At 42.2% G+C, this 19,132-nt stretch carries 16 protein-coding genes; 11 read left to right on the top strand and 5 right to left on the bottom strand.

The genetic code is table 11. The annotated features are described in order from the left end of the window. Positions 1–2 precede the first annotated feature (2 nt). Together B0O44_RS14260 and B0O44_RS14255 are read right to left on the bottom strand one after the other, a co-directional pair. Positions 3–704 (bottom strand): LytR/AlgR family response regulator transcription factor, encoded by a 702-nt coding sequence (locus B0O44_RS14260; protein WP_110831690.1) that lies wholly within the window; start codon positions 702–704, stop codon positions 3–5. Further along, positions 704–1,813 carry a sensor histidine kinase gene (locus tag B0O44_RS14255; RefSeq protein WP_110831688.1) on the bottom strand — a complete coding sequence of 370 codons (1,110 nt, stop codon included), beginning with the start codon at positions 1,811–1,813 and terminating at the stop codon, positions 704–706. The genes B0O44_RS14260 and B0O44_RS14255 overlap by 1 nt, the downstream gene beginning before the upstream one ends. A gap of 223 nt (positions 1,814–2,036) precedes the next feature. On the opposite strand from B0O44_RS14255, the gene B0O44_RS14250 reads away from it, so the two are divergent. Continuing rightward, on the top strand, positions 2,037–2,843 hold the full coding sequence (locus B0O44_RS14250; RefSeq protein WP_110831686.1) for a CPBP family intramembrane glutamic endopeptidase: 807 nt from the start codon (positions 2,037–2,039) through the stop codon (positions 2,841–2,843). Here B0O44_RS14250 and B0O44_RS14245 read toward each other — a convergent pair. Next, entirely contained in the window at positions 2,840–3,454 is a 615-nt protein-coding gene (locus B0O44_RS14245; protein WP_110831684.1) for a hypothetical protein, read from the bottom strand. The two genes, B0O44_RS14250 and B0O44_RS14245, sit on opposite strands and share 4 nt — an antisense overlap. Positions 3,455–3,583: 129 nt before the next feature. Between B0O44_RS14245 and B0O44_RS14240 the strand changes: the two genes are divergently transcribed. The 4 genes from B0O44_RS14240 (at position 3,584) to B0O44_RS14225 (ending at position 7,474) form a co-directional block, all read left to right on the top strand. Next, complete coding sequence (locus B0O44_RS14240; RefSeq protein WP_170123337.1) at positions 3,584–5,419, top strand: patatin-like phospholipase family protein; 1,836 nt, start codon at positions 3,584–3,586, stop codon at positions 5,417–5,419. A 35-nt stretch (positions 5,420–5,454) separates the two neighbouring features. Next, positions 5,455–5,967, top strand: coding sequence for a hypothetical protein (locus B0O44_RS14235; RefSeq protein ID WP_146229845.1), 513 nt, complete (start codon positions 5,455–5,457; stop codon positions 5,965–5,967). Between the two features lie 77 nt (positions 5,968–6,044). After that, positions 6,045–6,752, top strand: a complete 708-nt coding sequence (locus B0O44_RS14230) for an energy transducer TonB (RefSeq protein WP_110831678.1) — start codon at positions 6,045–6,047, stop codon at positions 6,750–6,752. A gap of 20 nt (positions 6,753–6,772) precedes the next feature. After that, positions 6,773–7,474: a CPBP family glutamic-type intramembrane protease gene (locus B0O44_RS14225; RefSeq protein WP_110831676.1), complete on the top strand. Its 702-nt coding sequence runs from the start codon at positions 6,773–6,775 to the stop codon at positions 7,472–7,474. A gap of 49 nt (positions 7,475–7,523) precedes the next feature. Here the strand turns inward: B0O44_RS14225 and B0O44_RS14220 are convergent, their stop codons facing one another. Next, positions 7,524–8,243 (bottom strand): LytR/AlgR family response regulator transcription factor, encoded by a 720-nt coding sequence (locus B0O44_RS14220; protein ID WP_110831674.1) that lies wholly within the window; start codon positions 8,241–8,243, stop codon positions 7,524–7,526. After that, complete coding sequence (locus tag B0O44_RS14215; RefSeq protein WP_110831672.1) at positions 8,240–9,280, bottom strand: sensor histidine kinase; 1,041 nt, start codon at positions 9,278–9,280, stop codon at positions 8,240–8,242. The genes B0O44_RS14220 and B0O44_RS14215 overlap by 4 nt, the downstream gene beginning before the upstream one ends. A 199-nt stretch (positions 9,281–9,479) precedes the next feature. Between B0O44_RS14215 and B0O44_RS14210 the strand changes: the two genes are divergently transcribed. The 6 genes from B0O44_RS14210 to B0O44_RS14185 all read left to right on the top strand — a co-directional run bounded on the left by B0O44_RS14210 (position 9,480) and on the right by B0O44_RS14185 (position 19,127). Continuing rightward, positions 9,480–11,258 carry a S41 family peptidase gene (locus B0O44_RS14210; RefSeq protein ID WP_110831670.1) on the top strand — a complete coding sequence of 593 codons (1,779 nt, stop codon included), beginning with the start codon at positions 9,480–9,482 and terminating at the stop codon, positions 11,256–11,258. A 100-nt stretch (positions 11,259–11,358) separates the two neighbouring features. After that, entirely contained in the window at positions 11,359–12,159 is an 801-nt protein-coding gene (dapB, locus tag B0O44_RS14205) for a 4-hydroxy-tetrahydrodipicolinate reductase (RefSeq protein ID WP_110831668.1), read from the top strand. Between the two features lie 85 nt (positions 12,160–12,244). Beyond that, positions 12,245–12,829, top strand: a complete 585-nt coding sequence (locus B0O44_RS14200; protein WP_110831666.1) for an RNA polymerase sigma factor — start codon at positions 12,245–12,247, stop codon at positions 12,827–12,829. A gap of 173 nt (positions 12,830–13,002) precedes the next feature. Further along, positions 13,003–14,010 carry a FecR family protein gene (locus B0O44_RS14195; RefSeq protein ID WP_110831664.1) on the top strand — a complete coding sequence of 336 codons (1,008 nt, stop codon included), beginning with the start codon at positions 13,003–13,005 and terminating at the stop codon, positions 14,008–14,010. Positions 14,011–14,118: 108 nt separating this feature from the next. Continuing rightward, on the top strand, positions 14,119–17,532 hold the full coding sequence (locus B0O44_RS14190) for a TonB-dependent receptor (protein ID WP_110831661.1): 3,414 nt from the start codon (positions 14,119–14,121) through the stop codon (positions 17,530–17,532). 11 nt (positions 17,533–17,543) lie between these two features. Beyond that, positions 17,544–19,127 (top strand): hypothetical protein, encoded by a 1,584-nt coding sequence (locus tag B0O44_RS14185; RefSeq protein WP_110831659.1) that lies wholly within the window; start codon positions 17,544–17,546, stop codon positions 19,125–19,127. Positions 19,128–19,132: the final 5 nt, after the last annotated feature.

Here is a 19,132-nt window from a genome sequence, read left to right as displayed (position 1 = left end):
TTTTATATCCTCAAATGATCCATTAAAGCCAGACGATAGCTGGCGCCCACTGGAATTTCGGCCTGCTGCAGTTCAAGGACATTTCCTTTAATGGCCCTGATTTTATCCAGGTTAACCATATAGGAACGGTGAACGCGCAGAAACTTTTCAGCAGGAAGCAGTTCTTCAAAGCTTTTAAGCTGCAGGCTGGCAAAGAGCCTTTTTTCTCCAAGGTAAACAGAAGAAAAATCGCCTTCCGCCTGTATGTATTCAATATCCTTGTGGTTGATGCGAAGCAACCTGTTGTCTTGTCTGATAAATGTATAATCCGGAACTTTTTGCTCTTTTATTTCAGGGCGCTCAGAAAAATGTTTTCTTTCCGTCGCTTTTTGAACGGACTGATAAAAACGTTCAAATGTAATTGGTTTGAGCAGGTAATCAACGGAGTTCAGCTCAAAACCCTCTACTGCAAAATTAGAATAAGCCGTTGTAAAAATCACCAGTGGTGGTTTGCGCAAAGACCTTAAAAATTCAGTTCCGGTAATGACCGGCATTTGTATATCCAGAAAAATCAGGTCTGTAGTAAATTCATGCAAGCCTTCATAAGCCTCGGAGGCACTCCTGCAGCTTTTCACCAGAACGAGTTCCGGACATTGTTCTATATAGCTTTTGAGGATGTCCCTTGCAATAGGCTCATCGTCAACAATCATACAGTTTAACCTCATTATAGCTCAATGGTTAAATTTACAGAATAAGTTGTACCCGAGGGCCCTGCTTCATACCAGTACTTTCCCGGATAATAAAGGTCCATTCTTTTTTTGAAATTTACCAGGCCAATACCACCTGAAATTCCGGGAAGCCTTTCCGTATCCATGCTGTTGTCTATGGTAAAACGCAATTTACCATTTATAATATCCAGAAAAATATCAATAAAAGAATCTGTATTGTCCTTGCTGTACTTAAAGGCATTTTCAATCAGGGGCAGTAGCAACATAGGGGCCAGATCATAATCCGGACTGTCTGTCTGGTAAGAAAAAATAACCCGGCTGTCGTTTAAGCGGACTTTTTCCAGTTCAATATAGTCACGGATCAGCTGAACCTCTTTTTCCAGCGGCATGGTTACCTGATTGGAATCATAAAGGGTATAGCGGAGCAGTTCCGACAGACGGGCCACAAGCGCGGCAGATTTTTCTTTATTTCCGGTAAGGATCAATCCGTAAATATTGTTCATGGAGTTGAACAGAAAATGCGGGTTAAGTTGCGCTTTCAGAAAATTAAGCTCCAGCTCCATATTGTCCCGGCTCAACTGTAGTGTTTTAAGGTTGTTTCTAAAAGACTGCAGTGTCATTTTTATACTAAAAGGAATACAGAGTGCAAATAACAAAAGCATAGGCGTGCCCAGGCCTAATATCCTGGTCAGTACAACATTGATAAAACCTCTGTTTAAATAAGAGGCATAGTCCGGGTGGTCTTTTTGCAAAATCAGGGTACAGGCTTTACAGGTTTTTATCAGTTGCATTTCTGTAAATGTGTCTGTTAAAGTATAAAGCAGAATGAGCCCTAGGGAAACTAGTATGCCTTGAAAATATTTTTTTTTGTTAAAAAAAACGGGAATTAGTACGTATACAAACAGGTAATAAAAAGCAGCCAGGAGCAGGGTGCTGAAAAGATTGATATAAACATAAGACAGCGTTGGAAAGGAACGGTATACATTAAAAGAAACAGCGGTGAGGTAAAGCTTGACACCAAACAGCAGGAGCCAGAAAATCAGGTGGAAACCAACTCTTAAAGAGGGTTTGGTATAAATCTTTTCGATCAGTTGTGTGATTTGCATAAGCTAAAGTTCTGTTTGCTGCAAAGAGATTACAAATTTAGACGATGAGTAGATGTAAATTTCCGTTCAATATACAGATTTACCGGACGAAGTTTTTTTCGGAGCCTAAGCATGGTGTTTGTGGTGAATTTCTGTTGTTTTAACGGAAATTGGCAGGGGTTCAGCAGTTTAAATTGATCGCAATGCTTTTTATCGTGCTATTTGGATAAAAAAAGCTAAACATATGAAAACACAAAAAACAACCTGGCCAACATGGATTAAAGTAGGGCTCTATTTTCTGATCCTCTCTCTGGCTTATGTCACAGCGGGTCTGGTTCCTGCCCTTAATAGTTTTATCTTTTTCTTCCTGGTTTCCCTGGTCAGCAGCTGGGCCTTTTTACATGCTGAGGGAAACACCTTATCGTCTTTAGGCTTTGTGCCTTTGTCTAAAAAAGACTGGGCTAATTTATTCCAGGGCTTGGCGGCTGGAATATTTCTGCTTTTTATAACGCTTGTCATAACTTTGTATTTAACAAAAGACAACTGGGAAATTAACCCTCACCTGGACCCGATGCACCTGCTGATGACCTTTTTAGGTTGTTTATTTTCTGCATTTATACAGGAATTTGTGTTTAGGGGGTATCCTTTCCAAAGCCTGTTGAAACAATATGCCCCATGGCTGGCACAACTGATCATTGCCATTCCTTTTGGGCTTATGCACCTTCATGCCTCTATGACCCTATGGGATATGCTTAAAGTAATGATCAGTACAGGACTGGGGTCAGTACTGTTTGGGTTGGCCTATCTTAAAAGTGAAAAATTATTTTTACCGATAGGACTGCACCTGGGCTGGAACTATGCCCAGGAACTTCTTCCCAGAGTGGCAATGCAGGACCAGCATCATAAGGGATTAATTTTACTCAGCGGCAATGAGTCAATGTACAATGATCTTAATGTTTTGATGCCTTACCTGCTGGTCATCTCCATTGCTGTTGTGTATTTTGTGATCACTGGGAGGAAAAAAAATGAGCCGTTAGGGCATTTCCTCTAATGGGGATTAATCTGGGGCACATAACCCGATCTGAAAGCATTAACTACAGATTTTGGGGTAAGTACCTGCACTTTTTCATTTTCTGAAAATGTTTCTGCGCTGCCATATCCAAAAGGCGACCAGGAAAACAGGTGCTTACCCTGGCGGACATAAGGCCTGGATTTATAAAGCATAAAGCAGCCATCAGGAAGTTCTTTAAGCAATTCTTCATAGGTGATTTTTTCACCGTGAGGGCCCATTCTTTCCTGATGAAGAATGTTGTCAATTTCCTGAATCGAGACTTTTTCCCCGAACCCGTATTCGGGATTGCCCTTGATCCAGCTGGATTTAAATCGTTTAAAGTCCTCCCGGCGGCATTCAAAACAAGGCCTGTGACCGGCAGAAAAGGCCGTTGCTTCATCAAGGAAAAAAAGCTCGGTATAATTTCCGGGATTCATCACTTTTCTTTGCCTGTTTTTGAATTCCAGCAGGCAAATGAGCCATGCTTTTAATTTAAATAAACGGCGGATATTTTGATGCTCATCATGCAAGATACCGCGGTTTCCCATCCATGCGCCACGGGCGGTTGTTTTGATCAGGTTTCCCCAGGGATCGATCCGGTTTTTTAACATGGGGCAAAGGTGTTGATTTGTCTTTAAGTTACTGTTAAAATTAGATTTATGCAAAATCTAAAAAGTAAATTTGATTGTATTTGTTAAATTTACAATAACCGAAGCGGTATTTGCCGTTCAGAAAACAGCTTGGAAAAAACAAAGTTAAAAAACGGAATTGAGCATGTCGCACTGAGTTTTTCGGGCGGAGGTTTTCGGGCTGCGGCTTATTGTTTGGGCTGCGCGAGTTATTTATACAAGACACCTTACCAGGAAGGAAACCTGCTGGAAAAAATAAAGTTCATTTCCTCTGCTTCCGGTGGGTCAATTACCGCTATGCTGTTGTGCTATATGCTGCGACAGGGCAAGTCTTTTCCTGAGGTTTATGGGCAGCTGTTACAGCATTTAAAAGGAACCGGTTTGCTGGACAAAGTATTTGATGTTTTAAAAGATGAGCAGGCCTGGATACAAAGGCCCGATAAAAACAGAAACCTGATCAATGCATTTGCACTGGTATATGACCAGTTGCTATTTGAACAAGCCAGTTATGGCGATTTGTTTAAGTCGAAAAGGAACGCAAAATTTGTGATCGATGAAATTTGTGTAAACACAACCGAATTTAACAATGGCTTGAACTTCCGTTTCGGTACCCGCGGGGTAATCGGTAACAAATACCTGTATTTGTCTGCCGACCGGGATGCTTTGCCCCTGGTGAAACAAATTAAACTGGGAGATATTCTGGCCTGTTCTTCCTGTTTCCCTGCCGGATTGGAGCCTTTGGTTTACCCAAGGGATTTTAGCTGGAACAACGGAGAAAAAGTATTGAGCTGGGAAGAACTCGCTGCTGTTTTAAAAGGAAACAACAGGTACAACACCAGGGAAAAACTGGGTTTTGAGCCCAGGTTGGATATGGCCAGTTTTATGGATGGGGGAATAGACGATAACCAGGGCATTTATGCTTTTTTGCAGGCCGACGAACGGGAACGGAAAAAATATGACTATGATCTGTACCTGACTTGTGATGTTTCGAGTAATTACCTGGACCAGCCTTTTAAATACCCTGAACCCGAAAGCACGGAGAAAGGAACATCTGTGTCGGGGTATATCCGCCGTTTTAAGAAAGGATATCTGGCCTACAGAATTGTTCTTGGACTGATGGTGCTCCTGACCGCTTTGCTCCTGATCTGTACTTCCTGGACCAGGGTCAGTTATCTGCTGCTTGGCATCAGTACAATGCTGCTGTTGCTGCAGCTTCTTTTTTCTTTTCTTGTAGGACCAAAAATTAAAAAGCTGAACCAGTTTCTTCAGGCAAAACCAGCAGAAAAGGAAAATACCTGGATGCTGATTTTTAAAAAGCATTATCCGGATTTATTGCAGCTGCCCTTTAGTCAATTGCGGTCCATGCTGCTGGCCCGTCTTCAGTCGGTTCTTTTACTGGCAGATTCCATTTACCTGAAAAAGATCAGAAGAATGAGTTATGAACTGCTTTATTTCAAAAAGAGTTATAGCAGCGATATATATGATAATGGTATAACGGGCCCAACCGGAAGCCCGGAGCCCCGTTCATGGGGACAAAACATTGCCATGACAGCCATTTACCTGTTGTCTTCAAAAAACAAGGAGGTGCTGGTTACTGAAATTAAAAGAGAACCCTGGGATTACCATTCGGCAAAAGTATCCGCTGTAGATGCCCGTTTGCTGAAAGATGTTTTTGAGCCCGCGGACAGGCTTAGAAGTATCGTGGACAGGGCTACCGCTATGGATACCACTTTGTGGTTTGATCAGTACCAGGTGGAAGCGCATGCATTGGAGAACCTGGTCATTGCTGGCCAGGCGACCATGTGTTTCAACATGCTCAGACTCGTGTACCGCCTGGAATCAGAAAGCAAGGGCTGGGGGCCTTTGAAAGAACGGCTGTTGAAGGACTGGACGAAGTTTAATCAGGAACCCGGCTGGATGTATGAATGGTATGCTGCGGGGGAGTGAAAAATTCTGTTTTTTTGGAACCTAAACAAACTGTAATGAAGTACTTTGTCTCCTTGCTTTTTTGTCTGTTTTTATTTCATGCTGCTTTTGCACAAAAATTAAATAGAGTAGTACTGGAAAAGCATTTTCAAAGAGAAGCGGATACGGTCGGTCATAAAAATAAAAGAGAATTGCTGTATGTTTTAAATGGAATACCTTATGATCAGGGTGATTCTTTAAAAATTGATAGTGTATTTTCCGGGATCGATGTAGATAAAGTATTGTCGGTTGATTTTGTTAAATATGATAAAGTTGGTCTATCCCATTTAACGAAAGACCTATTGGTTATTACCTATGTTTACCCCCAAAAGGATGTGATAAAATGGAAAAACCTGCAACAAGCCAGACGATCTGCCCGGCGGGAGAATCTACTGCTTTATGTAGATGGAAAACTGGTCCCTGAAAAAGAAAGGCGGAAAGTTTTAAATGCCCTGAAGTTTGGCGAAATCTTATACATTGAGAGCAAAAAAGAGATCAGGGTCTGGAAAAAAGACCTTTTAAAAAGTTAATTTTAAAATTATCTATTTTGCGAAAAGAATAAGTTTGTAGCACTTCTATCTTTTATCTTTGGTCAACAATTTCAAATATGCTTTCAAAACTTTCTGCCCGATTTTTAGTGTTGTTTTGCCTGATGGCTTTTTATGGCAATGCCCAAACAATAGATACCCTTTGGTTCAACTCCAAATGGGAACCATCTTCAAAAGAAGGAAGCACATATCACAGAACTATTCAGAAAACAAGCAGAGCCTATCTGGTTACTGATTTTTTTAATACAGGCGAAACCCAAATGTCCGGAAATTATACATCTTTAGATCCCCAGGTTAGGGAAGGCTTGTTTAAATGGTGGTACAAGGATGGTAAAAAAAGATCAGAAATTTTATACCGCGATAATGTTGCGCAAAAGGAGACACATTGGGACACGAATGGGAAAATCACCGATCAATACGAAGTCGTGACTGCCGACCACATTGAAAATGGGAAGAGCGTTACTGAAAAAGTCAGCATAGAAGTGATGCCCATGTTTGAAGGAGGAATGCCCGCTGTTTATAAATACGTTGGGGACCATTTTAATTATCCCTCTGAACTGGAAAAAGACAGGCCCCATGGAAAGGTCGTTGTCCAGTTTACAGTAAACAAGAAAGGCAGGGTTGTAGATGTGATTGTTCTTCAAGGCCTGCATCCTTTATTGGACCAGGAAGCGGTAAGGGTAATCAAAAGCATGCCCAACTGGAAAGCTGGTATTCAGAGCGGAGAGCCGGTAAATGTAAAAATGAAACTGCCAATTGGCTTGTAAAGATTTAAATCCCGCGCTCCATGATGGAAACCTTTTCTGCCTTCTGGCAATTTTTAAAGCGGCCAGATCTGCTTCATCTCCAAAAACCAAAAAATACAATTCTTAAAGACTTTCTGTACCTGTCCCTGGCCAGTTTTATTTTTGGTGCCCTGGTTACTTCCATAAAAAGTGTACTGGTGAAATACAAACTGATTGAAGACTATGAGTTTCATTTTGACCTCTTTGAAAAGGGTGTTTTTTTTGCGTTAATACTCGCTGGCATCATTGCTCCATTGCTGGAAGAATACCTGTTCCGCTATCAGCTGAGGAAATGGAAACTTGCGGTTTACTTTATGATCCTGTTGCCCGGGGTAATCGGAGCCTCGTTTATTGACAGTGAAAATATAAAATTTGTTGTTTACATACTCTTTTTGATCCTGGCTATTTTTGTTCATGTTAAGACCGAAAAAATGAGCCGTAAAACCATTTATAGTTTTTGGCGTAAATTTTATGGCATCCATTTCTATTGTACAGCGGTTCTGTTTGGAATGGCGCACCTGAGCAACTGGAAGGGCATGAATTTAAAGAACCCCTTTTTTATCATTTTTATCCTGTCACAAACATTTACCGGTCTTTGTCTGGGCTATATCCGTGTAAAGTACGGGATAAAATATTCCATACTTTTTCATGCCTGTTTTAATACGGTCCTGGTGTTGCTGGCTTCAGTTTCCAAGTTAGGTTAACGGCAAAATTATAGATGTTTACAGAAAACCAGGGTTGAAGTTTTGCCGGTTAATTATTCTCTATGGCATTATAAAACGCTTCCCGGTAAACCTCTCCAAGTGTAATAATTTTTGATCCAATATGGATGCGGTTGCGTTCAATACTATTGATCTTATTTATAGCTATAATAAAAGACTTATGGATTCTTAAAAACTGAGCAGGGGGCAATTGCTCTTCTGTTTTTTTCATGGTCTGTAAGCTGGTTATTTTCTCTGTTCCTGTGTAGATGACCACATAATTTTGCATTGCCTCCACATACAGTACATCTGCAAGGTTTATTCTGACCAGTTTATATTCTGTTTTAACAAAAATGTGGTTGATTTCTTTTTGCATTGATGCAGGCCTGGGCTCCGCTTTCTCTTGATCTGATTGTCCTTTTAAAAGGAACAAGGCCTTTTCGGCCGCTTTAAAAAAACGTTCAAAAGAAACCGGTTTCAACAGATAATCAACCGCGTCGTTTTCAAAGCCTTCAAAAGCATATTCCGAATAGGCAGTTGTTAAAATTACCCTGCACTTTCCTTTTACGATTTTCATAAACTGCAAACCACTGAGTTCTGGCATCTGGATGTCCAGAAACACCAAATCTATACCGCCTTCAATCACTTTATTCAGTGCCTCCAGCGGGTTGGTGGTGCTGAAGGTCAGCGCCAAAAAAGGAACCTTGCTGATGTAGTTTTTCAATACATCAATTGCCAGAGGTTTATCATCTATAATTAGGCATCGGATCATGTCAGGTTAATTTTTAGGTCAACGATAAAGGTTGCTTTTTTTTCTTCAATAAGAAGTTCATGTTTTTTCGGATAAATAAGTGCCAGACGCCTTTTTACATTTGCGAGCCCAATTCCACCTGTCTTGTCTTTTTTAAAAGTGTTTATCTTGTTCTCGATATGAAAATACATAGCATTTTTATCTATGTGGACCAAAATTTCAATGGGCTCTTGCTCCTGGGTAAAAACACCATGTTTAAAAGCATTCTCGAGAAAATTAATCAAAATCAGGGGAGCAATCATCTGCCCGGCCGGTTCACCATCGACCCTGAAATTTACATAGGAAAAACCTTTCTGTCCGATTTTCTGAAGCTCGATTACATTTTCAAGATAAGCAATTTCCTTTGCCAAAGGAACATAAGTCCCATCACTTTCACGGAGCATATAACGAAGCAGTTCAGATAATTTAAGCAATGCACCTGGTGCTTGTTCCGATTGTTGTTGCGAAAGAGCATAAATGTCATTAATGGTGTTGAACAAAAAATGCGGATTAATCTGTGATTTCAAAAAGGCCAGTTCTGTTTTCAACTGCTCTTTTTCTGCCAGTTCCTTTTCTGTGCGTATGGTTCTCCAGTCCATAAGGTAACTCAGTAATAAACCTAAAAATATATGGATAAAACAAGAACTAATGGTGACCATTAATGCTGATGAAAAGTCCAGATCCAGTTCATAACTTTTCCAGCCCAAAAGGGGATATACATGTTGCTCAGTTACATAGTATAAAGGAGTAAGGATTAAAATGACAGCAATGAGTGCAGAAAGATATTTAAAAATATTACCCTTCTTCAAAAAAAAGGGTATCAGCAACAAGTAATTCATGTAAAAGAAAAGAATGGAACAGGCCATTTGCAAAAATTTAACAGGCATCACAATGCCCGTAAATAGCTTCCAGTCAAAATAGGTCCCTAACACACCAGTGCCTACACCAACCAGCAATACTTGTATGTAGACCAGTGTCCAGTAACCTATATGCAAATAAATTATGGCCTTTTTCCTCATCTTCTAAAAGTAAGTTAAAATTTTTCAGAACCGAAAAGAGATCAATGATGTGGTCAATTCTATTGACAAGATGGTCAATTTTATAGATAAGATTATTTTTTACCAAAATCTGTTCTTATCAATAAAACCGGTGGCTTGGTCAATCGCTTTTTTTTGATGAAAGACTGTTTGAGACCTTTGGAAGACTAAAGCAAAAAACATGAAAAAACAACTCGGCCTTTTCCTCTTCTTTTTATACGGTTTCATTCCGGTAGTGCATGCAAAAGACACTGATCAAAACAAAAATATACAGTGTTTTATCCAGGTTTGGGGAATGGTAAAATACCGCTCCCTGCAAAGTGCATCGGGAAAATTTGATGCAGATAAAGTGTTTTTAAAATACATTGACCGCATAAAAAAAGCAGACCGAAAAAACTTAAATACATTGCTGCTGAAAATGGTTGGTCAGGCAGATTCAGGAGCCTTAAAGGGCATTAAAAATTTCCGTCGTCAACCAGGCTCCGGACACCTGATTAAAAATATCGACTACGACTGGACCCGGGATCGGTTCTATGAGAAAGAACTCCGACAGAAATTAGTAGCATTATCTTCAGTGGGTAATTTAAATGGAATACACCATTACATTCCTACATTATGGTACGACTCCCTCCTTCCCAATGAACCAAGCTATGCAGACTATAATTTCGACAACCAGGCCATGAACCTGCTGGCCCTGGCCAAAGCATGGAATGCTGTTGAATACCTGTTCCCTTATAAATACAAGACAGATGAAAACTGGAAAGTGGTACTGAGCAGAATGATTCCTGTTTTTGAACATGTCAAAAGCAGGGCCGATTACGAGAAAGCAGTATTGTTGCTCGAAGCGGCCACCGACGATACACATGCAGAAGGATTTATGGACCAGATAAAGGAAAAGGTGAAGGTTTTTAAACTTGATTATTATCCCCCGTTCAAATACAGCATTTATAGGCAAAATATCCTGGTGGAAGACTTTTTAAGTGATAGCCTTGAGCATGGCGCTTCCCTGCAAAAAGGAGACCTCATTGTGAAAATTAACGGAATAGACGTGGCCTGTTGGCTTAAAGACAGGGCCGCGTTATTGCCAGCATCCAATATTGCGGTTAAAAACAGAATTTTATCTACCCAGAATACTGGAATGGCCTATGCATTTACCGCTATTAAAAATCCCGCATTACAATTAAAAATTTTAAGAAAAGGTAAGTATTACAAGCGTTCAGTTAAAATGCTCAGCCTGAAAAATACAGATGAAGTGGGACTCATTAATCGTTTTTTTCAAAGCCGGATTAATCAAAAAAAGGTAAAGAAAGGTTATGAAGATCTTGGGGATGGGGTGGGGATCATCAGGGCAGGATATTTTTTTGATCAAGACCTTCCGGCAGATACGCAAAGTGTGCTGAAATTTTCGGCCTTATTGAACAGTAAAAAAGCGTTGATCTTTGACATGAGGGCGTATCCCCAGTCCCCAGGATTATTTTATTATTACCTGCCCCAAATGCTGGGAAAAGCAGCCTTTAAATTTGCCCGTTATTACCAGGCCGATCAGAAAGATCCCGGGGCCTTTCTTTTAAAGAATGAACTGGAAGCATACTTGTCCAAGGACATTCAGATACACTCGGCTTTATACAATGGCAAAATTATTATTTTAACCAATGAGCATACGCAGAGTATGGGAGAATGGTTTACCATGATGTTAAGGGCCCTCAGCTCAAAAGCAGTCATTATTGGAAGTCAGACCGCAGGCGCAGACGGGGATTTAAAAAAGCTTAATTTGCCGGGAAACTACCAGTTTCAATTTACCGGTAACGGAATATTTTATCCAAACGGGAAGGAAACACAACGTATTGGAATTAAACCCGATATTGCTTTTGAGCCAACAATTGAACAAATCATGGCCTATAGTGATGTACAGTTGGAACAAGCCTTAAAATATATTTCGGACGCTGAAAAAAAACAATAATGGTCCCAATGAATGTTACAACTCTGGTAAAACTGTAAGTCCTATAAATTGTTTTTGTAACATGACCTCAGATTTTTGGGGGATAATCAAATAAGAAAATATGAAAATAAAAGTATTGGTTGCCGGGGCAACAGGTTGGGCGGGTTCTGCTTTATGCAAAGGCATAGATGCCGATCCAGGGCTGGAACTGACCGGTGGGATATCCAGAAAAATGCAAGGTCGGAACCTTTCACAACTGCTGGAACTTCAATCGGAAAATGTTCCTGTTTTTGGTGATGCAGAAACGGCATTATCTACCGTATCCTGTGATGTTTTTTTTGAATTTACAAAACCCGAGGTCGCAAAGAAAAATATCATAACCGCTATCGGCAAGGGAGTAAACGTTATAGTGGGCACATCGGGTTTAACAGACGAAGATTACCAGGAAATAGAAACACTGGCCACCAAGCATAAGGTTTCTGTACTTGCCGTTGGCAATTTTGCCATTACAGCAGTTTTGCTGATGAAATTTTCGGAAATGGCAGCAAAATACATTTCCGATTTTGAAGTAATTGATTACGCCGACAGTCATAAAATAGACAGTCCCAGCGGGACCACCAGGGAACTGGTAAAAAGACTTTCAGAGGTGAGGATACCAAATGACTTTGTAAGCGGGGACCATTTGGTCGGCCCTGTGGAAAGCAGGGGCGCCAAAATCAATCATGTACGGGTCCATGCCTTAAGGCTTCCCAGCTATACCATCTCGGTAGAATCTGTTTTTGGCTTACAGGATGAAAGACTGACCATCAGGCACGATTCAGGTACGGGAGCAGAACCCTATGTAAAAGGAGGCTTGCTGGCTATTAAAAAAGTAGGCAGTTTTAAAGGATTTAAAAGGGGGTTGGATAGTGTGATGGATTAATGGAACAAGCCACCTGCTTTATCTTAATACTAACTTAACACAGCATTGATACCTTTGTTGCCGTAGCATCAATCAGGTAGTAACAATGGCAACCGATACTGTACAACAGTATATTATAAAATGGCTTAGTGGAGAGGATGCCGCTTACCGGAACATTGTCGATTCTTTTTACTATAAACTTTACCAGACCTGTTACAAATCCACCCGCAGCAGGGAAGACAGCGAAGAAATGGTCATGAATGTTTTTCTGAACATCTGGCAGCGCAGAAAAGAACTTGGAAAAGTAGCCGATTTTGAAAAATACCTGTTTGGCTCCATCAGAAATCAGATTGCTGATTTTAAACGGAAGAACATTCTCCAAACCCAGGATATAGAAACCCTTCCAGTGGAGTATCTGGGGATTACTGTGCACCCGGAGCTGGGTTTTAAAGAATTGGAAGAGATTTACCTCAGGGCACTTCATAAACTGCCCGCAAAACAACGTGAGGTGTTTTTAATGAGCCGTGAACAGGGCTTAAGCCAAAAACAAATTGCCGAAGCAAAAAAGATCTCTGTCAGTACAGTCAATAACCAGATTACGGCTGCCATGAAAATTATCCGTAACGATTTGGGCGCCTATTCGGAGGTGCTTCCAATACTGATTGTGGCCACAGCTTGTTGCCTTCCCTGAAATTTCTTCCACCTGTATTTTTACAGCTCGTTTTTACGTCCAATGTTAAGATATCGTGAAGTAAAACTACCGCTTATATTAAGTTTCAAAAAGGCATAGTTGTTCCCGCAGGAAACTTACGTCTATCCATATAGAGAGGCAGCAATACCGTCTGTCTGTTAAGACAAATCCAAATGGAAAGACCAGGCGAAGAAACCATGATCAGATTTTTTCTGGGTAAATGTACAAGGGAGGAAGAACAGGTGATCAGTGCCTATCTGGCATTGGACAGAGACAAAGACTACATTGAAAATTGTATCCGGGAAGCTTTTTATTTACAAGGGGAAGAATTTGATCCCTCCCGCAGTCAACATCAACGGGACCACATCTGGAGCACCCTGAACAGCAATACAAAGGAAAAAACATCCATCCGCATAAAACCCCGCCGTCAATGGTTTTCTTATGCTGCAGCCGCAGCTATTTTGCTGCTGTGTGCTACAATGGGGCTTTGGTTTAAAGGGTATTGGAATAAAACAGCGCAGTCATCTGTAGGCTGGGAAAAAATATACGGACCAGCCGGTCAGGTCAAAACTTTTCTTTTAAAGGACAGCAGTAAGGTCACCTTGTTTCCGGGCTCAGCTATTGATGTACCCGCTGATTTCAATGGAAGTGACCGCAGGATCAGGTTAAGTGGCAGGGCATTTTTCAGCATCGCCCACAATAGAAAAAAACCATTCTATGTCCAGGCCGGGACCCTGACCACCAAAGTGCTGGGAACGAGTTTCGAAATAAATACAACAAAAACACAAAACACAATTACCCTTCATACCGGAAGCATTAGCATCAGTCATAAGGATCAGGAAATGCTGAGGTTGCATCCCGATCAGCAGCTGCAATACCATCAGGAAAGCGGAAAATATAAAGTGGCCAGTGTACTTGCCGCAGGAACAATCAACTGGACCAGGGGTGAACTGGATTATGATCGTGCAGCATTGAAGGAGATCGTTAATGACCTGGAAAAATGGTACGGGGTTAACATTCATACAGACAATCCTGCTTTACTGGAGCGCAAGGTGGTCTTCAGTTTTAAAAACCAGCCACTGGACAGGGTATTGTCCCTGCTTTCCAGGTCCGCAGGTTTTAGCTATCAAATCAAAGGCAAAAACATCAGTTTAAAAGAAAGGAGTATGAACGGAAACTAAATTATAAAGGCCGTCCTGTTGACGCGGGACGGCCTGTAAATGACTGATTGCACCAGTCGGTAAAATAAACAAATGGGTATAGGCCCTTAATCTATTTATAATGCAAATATGAAACAAAATATAACATATCTGATATGTTTTTTATGCACCATTCTTAATTCTTTTACAGCCACGGGACAAACGCAGGACCAAAAAATCACCCTTCCCAAAGGAACGCTGACAGGCCTTAAAATTGTAGAAGCCATTAAAACACAAACCAGCTTCCGTTTTAATTATTCGGAATCCCTGCAGCCTAAACTTGGCCAGGTTATAAAAACGGGGGAATCCACTATCAGTATAAAAACGGCGCTTGAGCTGATCAAAAAAGCTACAGGCCTGAACTATGAAGCAGAGGGAGGTTACATCACTTTTGAACAAAGCAAAGAGCCCTCCCCAAACGTACCCGCCGGTCAGGGAAAAGGAGGGCTTAAAGGCCGTATTGTAGAGTTTGAAACTTCACAACCCCTGCCCGGCGCCTCTGTTTACATCCTTGAACTGAAAAAAGGAGCACAGACTGATCCGAATGGTTATTATCATTTTAAGGATGTGCCTTCAGGAAAATATACCCTGCAGGCCTCTTTTGTCAGTTATAAAACAGAGAAAATGCCGGTTACGGTGCAGTCCGGGAAAGAGGAAAATTACAATCTGAAACTTCAGGGCAGTAATGCACTCGATGAGGTAGTGGTGAGTTCTTTACGGCGAAGCCGGGCCCCGGTAGCCCACACAACAGACAAACAGGTGCTTCAGGAAATTAAAATGTCGCAGTCGGTGGTCAGCGGCATTTCTTCTCAGCAGATTTCAATGAGTGCAGACCGGAATGCCGCCGAAGTGGTTAAAAAAATCTCGGGCGTGACCATAAAAGACGATAAGTTTATCATTATCCGCGGAATGAATGAACGGTACAACATGACCTATCTGAACGGGAATATTGCACCCTCTACCGAATTATATTCCAGGGCTTTTTCCCTGGACCTTATTCCCAGCAGGGTGATAGACCGGATTCTGGTTTATAAATCTCCGGCTCCGGACCTGATGGGGGATATGACAGGAGGAGCCGTAAAACTATTTACCAAAGATGCCGTGAATGTGCAGCACTTTGACCTGGAGCTGCAAAACGGTGTACGGCCCAATACCACCTTTAATTCTAAATTTCTAAGCAGTCCGGGCAGCGGAACCGATTTTCTGGGTTTTGATAATGGCCTGAGGAAACTGCCTACAGTTGTTCCAGGTTACGGTGACTTTACCAAAGCACAGATTTCCCAGACGGATTATGCCCGGAATTTTAGCCCTAACCTGCAGTATGGTTTTAAAACGGCGCTGCCTATGCTGCAGCTCACAGCCAATTATTATAATTCTTTTAAAATAGGTGGAAAAAGAATCGGCATGCTCAGTTCATTGAGTTATAAAAACGAAAGCCAGCAAAATGAGGTGGCCAGGACCAATAGTTTTTTCAGCGCTTTTGATGAAACCAGGTCACATGCATTGACCCGGGAAACCCAAAGCACTGAAGCGGCGCAACTTAATTTACTGCAAAACTTTACCTATAAACTAAAGGACAGCAGTTCATTGTCTTTTAAAAACTTTTTCCTGCAACAGGGACAAAATGCGACCATTGTACGCAACACCAAAAATGACCAGTTTTTTGTGGACGACGGTACCAATAAAGGCACAGGCATCTGGACAGATTTGCCGGTGAATTACAGGGTGCAGGACCGTAATATTATCCTTTCCTATACCCAGCGCTTTTTATATTCAGGGAACTTTAGCGGAAACCATTACCTGGCAAAAGGTAAGCAGCAGCTGGAATGGAATGCAGGCTACACCTATAGCCGCCAGCAGATCCCCGACCAGCGGGTTATTCGGTTACAGTACAACCGCAGGGATTATTTTAACCTGCTGCCCGGCACACCCGAGCTGAACTGGATAGCGGCCTATCGCCCTGCACCAGGAGTAGAAGATGGAGATAACGGACTGGAACGTGGAATGATCTCCCGGACATGGACACAAAATGAGGAAAGCGTATATAATGCCTCAGCCGATTATACCTGGAAGGTAAAACCCTGGATTACTTTTAAAGCCGGGACCTATCAGCAATGGAAAGCCAGAAAGCTGTTCCGCAGGGTGTATACCCTGAATGAGGGAGACCTGAATAATGCCGGTTATCCCGAAACCCAGGACATTGGCGGAAATGGCAAATTTATAGATTACAGTAAGGTGTTTTTTAAAGAGCAGGACCTGGGCAGGATCTGGAGTACAGATTACCTCAAAGACGATGGCAGTGCCCTTAAAGTATTTGACCGGACCAGCGGAAATGATGCCTATATCGCATCCGAACAGAACAATGCCGGTTATGCCGCTTTGAGCCTGTTGCCTTTTGATGGTAAACTGGATATTTATGGGGGACTAAGGGTAGAGTATAACCGGCAGAAAGTAGCCGGAGCACTGCCTCCCAATGTCAGTGGAGCCGTAAATACCCCGGTTCTGGTGGACAATAAAACCACCAGTTACCTACCTTCCCTTAACGTCGGTTATCGTCCCAATACCGAATTCGTATTCCGGGCAGCCTATGGAAAAACCGTTAACCGGCCCGAATTCAGGGAGCTTTCCCCTTATAGTGAACTCGATTACCTGAACAACCAGACCGTACAGGGAAATAACCTTTTAAAAGCAGCCAAAATTGACAACTACGACCTGCGGATAGAATGGTATCCTAAAAACAATACCAAAGGAGAAACGTTTAGTGTTGGTCTTTTTTATAAGGAACTGAACAATCCTATTGAAAGAATCATTCACCGGGACCTGAGGGTAGGAGGGCCAGCGACAATTACTTTTGCAAATGCCGACCGGGCAAAAGTAAAAGGTCTGGAACTGGACTTTCGTAAAAGCCTGGATTTTATTCCGGTAGATTTTTTCAGGAATTTTTCCATTATCGGAAACCTTTCCCTGATTAAAAGTGAAGCGGTAAAAAACCTCGATACCACTTTAAATAAAAATACGGACCCCGGGCTGAACCCCCAGTTCACCAGACAATTACAGGGACAGGCACCCTATTCGGTTAATATAGGTTTATATTATGACAACGCAGCAAGCGGAACCAAGGTGACTTTAACCTGGAATGAAGTCGGTCCGCGAATTTACGCGGCAGCCTATGGGGCGCCTTACAAACCTGCAGAAGGGAATACCTTTGTAAAGGCCGGAAATCAGGGCAGCCTGATTGAACTCAAACGCGGCAGTTTAGACTTCTCGCTAACCCAGCGGATCATTAAAAGTATGCAGATGAAATTTAGTGTGCAGAATATTCTGGACCAGCCCATCCGCATGGTAGAAGATGAAAACTTTACTTATAAATACGAAAAAGCGGTGTTTACCCCGCCGGCTTCCGGAAAACCCAATGACAGGAGGTACAGTATTTCCGGAGACCTGGTTGCTAATGAGTACAAGGCCGACCGTCACTTTATATTGTCCCTGCTTTATTCATTTTAGTTGCAAAAAATATGAAAGATAAAGAAATGAAATTGATGATTAGAATCCCCCTGATCCTGGGCCTAATGGGGATGGTTTTAATTTCTGCCTGTAAAAAAACAGATGATTTCAAAACAAAACTGGATGCCCTGCCGCAGATCAATAACGAAAATAAATATGCCTATCTTCCAGCCTATGGCGTTGGAGACACGATGACCATTGTAGGGCGTTTGCAGCCAAAAAACAACCTGAAAATACAGATTGGAAAGGCCGAAGCGAGTATCGTTTCTGTAGACTCCATCCCTTATCTGGCCGGGACCTACCCCAGTACCAGTCAGCAGATGATGGACCGGGTTAAAATCATCATTACCCAGGCAATGGGTCTGGGCCGGGATATTCCGGTTAAAATAACCTCCGGTGGGTACAGCATAAACGGTGCGGGTATAGAAATTTATGCACTTGGAGGAAAAGGAAGTTTTTCAGGGGGCCTTGGGATCACCGACCACGTTCAGTTGTCTGACCCCAATAATGTATTTTTGCAATGCATCAATGGGAAAGGAGATCTGTACTTTTTTGATGTTCCCTCAAAAAGTCTCAAACACATCAGCAAAGACGGAAACTTCGAAACGCTGATGACCCAGCGCCAGCTGACCGGGAATCAGTTTAGCCTGCAGACCTTTGTTGCAGGGGGCTTAAATCCGCAGAGCACCAAGGCCTGGTATTCCGTTAAAACAGCAACAGGAGATGCTTTTGTCGAAGCCGACCTGCAAAGTAAAACGATTAAAGTACTTAACCAGAGCAATGGGTTAAAAGCCCCATTTGAAGGACTCATCGGGCAGGTAAACCTGGCCGTTACGGCTGTTTATCCCGACAGTAAAGGCAATGTGTTTTTAGGTATTGCCGGAGAAGTGCCCGTACAACATACCCCTGTAGAAATAGGGGCAGTGGCCAAATACAGCAGCAGCGATGGCAGCCTGGCATATTTGTTTAAAACTTTTGCAGCCCTGCCCGGAATGAACGGGGTTTATATAGAAGGGCCAAACCGCTTCGCCTCAGGGCTTCGCGTCCTACCCGATGAAAGCACCCTTTATGTTCTTTCTACAGAAAGTGTAAGGGTTTTGGGAAACATCACAAGCGTACCTTCCTTTTTGGTTTTTGATCTTGAAAGCCGCCTGATGATCAAAAAATTTAACCTGTTGCCCGAAGGACCTTCCATACTCCCTAAACGCTATACAGGACCATTTTCTAACCTGAGGATCAATCTGGATGTGGGCAGTACCGATGGTGGTTTTGGTTATTTGCCCTTACCTGGCCAGCGCTTACAGTTTTTGCTTTACCAGTTTCTGGATGGCGCCCTGGCAACCGGACAAGGTGGGGTAGATATTTCCGCGCTTGTGGGCGGGCCCAAATGGATGGTATTGGATTTTCAGGCCGAAAGAACCTATCAGTATGCTCCCGGGCCTGCCGATATCACCGGCTACCGTTTTGAACCTTATTACCAGTACGGTAAACCAGCAAGTGCTTTTAAAGACCAGTTGCTCAATTACGATGAACAAGGGCAGGTCTATATGACTGCAAACGCAAAAAGGAGGATTGTGAAAACGGTATTAAAATAAAAAAT

Origin of the sequence: Pedobacter nutrimenti (genome assembly GCF_003208655.1) — a bacterium.
GTDB lineage: Bacteria > Bacteroidota > Bacteroidia > Sphingobacteriales > Sphingobacteriaceae > Pedobacter > Pedobacter nutrimenti.
This window is presented reverse-complemented; position numbering and strand designations above follow the sequence as displayed.

Bases quoted from the DNA above. Each gene is read 5' to 3' on its own strand.
- B0O44_RS14260 (WP_110831690.1), bottom strand. From the start codon at position 704: ATGAGGTTAAACTGTATGATTGTTGACGATGAGCCTATTGCAAGGGAC.
- B0O44_RS14255 (WP_110831688.1), bottom strand. From the start codon at position 1,813: ATGCAAATCACACAACTGATCGAAAAGATTTATACCAAACCCTCTTTA.
- B0O44_RS14250 (WP_110831686.1), top strand. From the start codon at position 2,037: ATGAAAACACAAAAAACAACCTGGCCAACATGGATTAAAGTAGGGCTC.
- B0O44_RS14245 (WP_110831684.1), bottom strand. From the start codon at position 3,454: ATGTTAAAAAACCGGATCGATCCCTGGGGAAACCTGATCAAAACAACC.
- B0O44_RS14235 (WP_146229845.1), top strand. From the start codon at position 5,455: ATGAAGTACTTTGTCTCCTTGCTTTTTTGTCTGTTTTTATTTCATGCT.
- B0O44_RS14230 (WP_110831678.1), top strand. From the start codon at position 6,045: ATGCTTTCAAAACTTTCTGCCCGATTTTTAGTGTTGTTTTGCCTGATG.
- B0O44_RS14225 (WP_110831676.1), top strand. From the start codon at position 6,773: ATGATGGAAACCTTTTCTGCCTTCTGGCAATTTTTAAAGCGGCCAGAT.
- B0O44_RS14220 (WP_110831674.1), bottom strand. From the start codon at position 8,243: ATGATCCGATGCCTAATTATAGATGATAAACCTCTGGCAATTGATGTA.
- B0O44_RS14215 (WP_110831672.1), bottom strand. From the start codon at position 9,280: ATGAGGAAAAAGGCCATAATTTATTTGCATATAGGTTACTGGACACTG.
- B0O44_RS14210 (WP_110831670.1), top strand. From the start codon at position 9,480: ATGAAAAAACAACTCGGCCTTTTCCTCTTCTTTTTATACGGTTTCATT.
- dapB (WP_110831668.1), top strand. From the start codon at position 11,359: ATGAAAATAAAAGTATTGGTTGCCGGGGCAACAGGTTGGGCGGGTTCT.
- B0O44_RS14200 (WP_110831666.1), top strand. From the start codon at position 12,245: ATGGCAACCGATACTGTACAACAGTATATTATAAAATGGCTTAGTGGA.
- B0O44_RS14195 (WP_110831664.1), top strand. From the start codon at position 13,003: ATGGAAAGACCAGGCGAAGAAACCATGATCAGATTTTTTCTGGGTAAA.
- B0O44_RS14190 (WP_110831661.1), top strand. From the start codon at position 14,119: ATGAAACAAAATATAACATATCTGATATGTTTTTTATGCACCATTCTT.
- B0O44_RS14185 (WP_110831659.1), top strand. From the start codon at position 17,544: ATGAAAGATAAAGAAATGAAATTGATGATTAGAATCCCCCTGATCCTG.